Source organism: Methylobacterium sp. WL18 (genome assembly GCF_008040015.1).
Lineage (GTDB): Bacteria > Pseudomonadota > Alphaproteobacteria > Rhizobiales > Beijerinckiaceae > Methylobacterium > Methylobacterium mesophilicum.
Genome location: NZ_VRVD01000656.1, coordinates 1 through 2,607 on the forward strand (window position 1 = coordinate 1; position 2,607 = coordinate 2,607).

General features: G+C 72.4%; 2 protein-coding genes. Both read left to right on the forward strand.

Annotated features, from left to right (window positions below; translation table 11 throughout):
* Positions 1–655: isoaspartyl peptidase/L-asparaginase (locus FV228_RS26490; protein ID WP_147857252.1), on the forward strand; the 655-nt coding region annotated here is incomplete at its 5' end.
* Between the two features lie 8 nt (positions 656–663).
* Entirely contained in the window at positions 664–2,577 is a 1,914-nt protein-coding gene (locus FV228_RS26495) for a dipeptide ABC transporter ATP-binding protein (RefSeq protein WP_147857253.1), read from the forward strand.
* Positions 2,578–2,607 lie beyond the last annotated feature (30 nt).

The following is a 2,607-nucleotide window of genomic DNA, read 5'->3' on the forward strand; positions in this document are numbered from 1 at the left end:
CCGCGCCGCCCGCGCGGTGATGGAGGCGGGCGAGCACGTCCTGATGGCCGGGGCCGGCGCCGAGGCCTTCGCGCGGCAGCACGGTCTGGAGATGGTCGAACCGGATTTCTTCTCGACGGAGGCCCGCCGCGACCAGCTCCGCCGGGCACTGGCCGCCGGGCAGGTCGCCCTCGACCACGACACGGCGTCGGGGCCCCTCGACGAGACCCGCAAGTTCGGCACGGTGGGCGCCGTCGCCCTCGACCGGGACGGCCATCTCGCCGCCCTGACCTCGACCGGCGGCATGACCAACAAGCGTCCCGGCCGTATCGGCGACTCGCCGCTGATCGGCGCGGGCACCTACGCGGACGACCGGACCGCCGCCGTCTCCTGCACCGGCACGGGGGAAGCCTTCATCCGCGTCGCGGCGGCGCACGATGTCTGCGCGCGCATGGCCTACGGCGGCCAGGACCTCGCGGCGGCGGCCCGGGCAGTGGTCGAGGACGCGCTCCCGGCGGTCGGGGGCCGCGGCGGACTGATCGCTGTCGACGCGCGCGGCCGTGTCGCGATGCCGTTCAACACCGAGGGCATGTATCGCGGCCTCGTCCGCCCCGGCGATGCACCAACCACCGCGATCTTCGGCGCGTCCCGCCGCGTCCCAGCTCCCGCGCGCTGAGATCTGCCATGCCGACCATCGCAGCCGGAACCGGCTCTCCCACCGCGATGCCCGACGGGCGCGTCGTTTCCGTCACTGGTCTCGCCGTCCGCTTCGCGACCTCCGAGCGGGTCGTGGAGGCGGTCCGCGACCTGTCGTTCCACGTCGATGCCGGCGAGACCCTGGCGATCGTCGGCGAGTCCGGGTCCGGCAAGTCCGTGACCTCGCTGAGCCTGATGCGCCTCGTCGAGCACGGCGGCGGCCGGATCGCGGCCGGGAAGATGCTGTTCCGGCGCGGCTCGGGCGAGGTCCTCGATCTCGCCGCCGCCCCGAACGCCCGGATGCGGGCGATCCGCGGCGCCGAGATCGCGATGATCTTCCAGGAGCCGATGACCTCCCTGAACCCGGTCTTCACCGCCGGGGACCAGATCGCCGAATCGATCCGCGTCCATCAGGGGAAGAGCGCCTCCGCCTCCCGGGCCGAGGCCATGCGGATGCTCGACCTCGTGCGCATCCCCGAGGCGCGCAACGTCCTCACGCGCTACCCGCACCAGCTCTCCGGCGGCATGCGCCAGCGCGTGATGATCGCCATGGCCCTGTCCTGCAAGCCGCAGTTGCTCATCGCCGACGAGCCAACCACGGCCCTCGACGTCACGATCCAGGCGCAGATCCTCGAGCTGATCCGCAGCCTCCAGGCCGAGATGAGGATGGGCGTCGTCTTCATCACCCACGACATGGGCGTCGTGGCCGAGATCGCCGACCGCGTGCTGGTCATGTACCGCGGCGACAAGGTGGAGGAGGGGGCGGCGCCCGCGCTCTTCGCCGCGCCGCGCCACGCCTACACCCGGGCGCTGCTCGCCGCCGTGCCCAAGCTCGGCGCCATGGCGGGCAGCGACCTGCCGCGGAAGTTCGACCTGCTGCGGGCCGAGGCCCGGGAACAGCCGGCAGGGCAGGCGGCCCCAGCCGCAGTCGACGCGCCCCATGACACCGTTCGCGCCGGCGCTGGGCCGATCCTGCGGGTGCGCGACCTCGTCACCCGGTTCGACATCCGCGGTGGCCTGCTGAACCGCGTGCGCCGCCGCGTCCACGCGGTGGAGCGGGTCAGCTTCGATCTCCATCCCGGCGAGACCCTAGCCCTCGTAGGCGAATCCGGCTGCGGCAAGTCCACGACGGGCCGCTCGCTCCTGCGCCTCGTGGAGAGCGAGAGCGGCCTGATCGAGTTCGACGGCGGCAACGTCCGCGACCTGCCCCCCGGCCGGCTCCGCAGTCTGCGGCGCAACATCCAGTTCATCTTCCAGGACCCCTACGCGTCCCTCGATCCCCGCTTGACCGTCGGCTTCTCGATCATGGAGCCGCTGCTGGTCCACGGGATCGCGACGCGCCGCGAGGCCGAGGCGCGGGTGGCGTGGCTGCTCGAGCGCGTTGGGCTGACCCCCGACCAGGCCCAGCGTTACCCGCACGAGTTCTCGGGGGGGCAGCGGCAGCGCATCGCTATCGCCCGGGCCCTTGCCCTGAACCCGAAGGTCATCGTCGCCGACGAGGCGGTCTCGGCTCTCGACGTGTCGATCCAAGCGCAGATCGTGAACCTGATGCTCGACCTCCAGCGGGAGTTCGGCCTCGCCTACCTATTCATCAGCCACGACATGGCGGTGGTTGAGCGGATCAGCCACCGGGTGGCGGTGATGTATCTTGGCCAGATCGTCGAGATCGGGCCGCGCCGGGCGATCTTCGAGAACCCGCAGCACCCCTACACCCGCAAGCTGATGGCAGCGGTTCCAGTCGCCGACCCGGCCCGCCGGCACCTGCGCGCCCGCCGGCTCTTGACCGACGAGATCCCGAGCCCCGTCCGGGCGCTCGGCGACGAGCCGCAGGTCGCGCCTCTCGTCGAGATCGGCCCCGGTCATCTCGTCGCCCGCCACACGGTCGGCGGCCTCGCCGCCTGACACCCCCTATCCCCGCCAGCAGGATCGTCC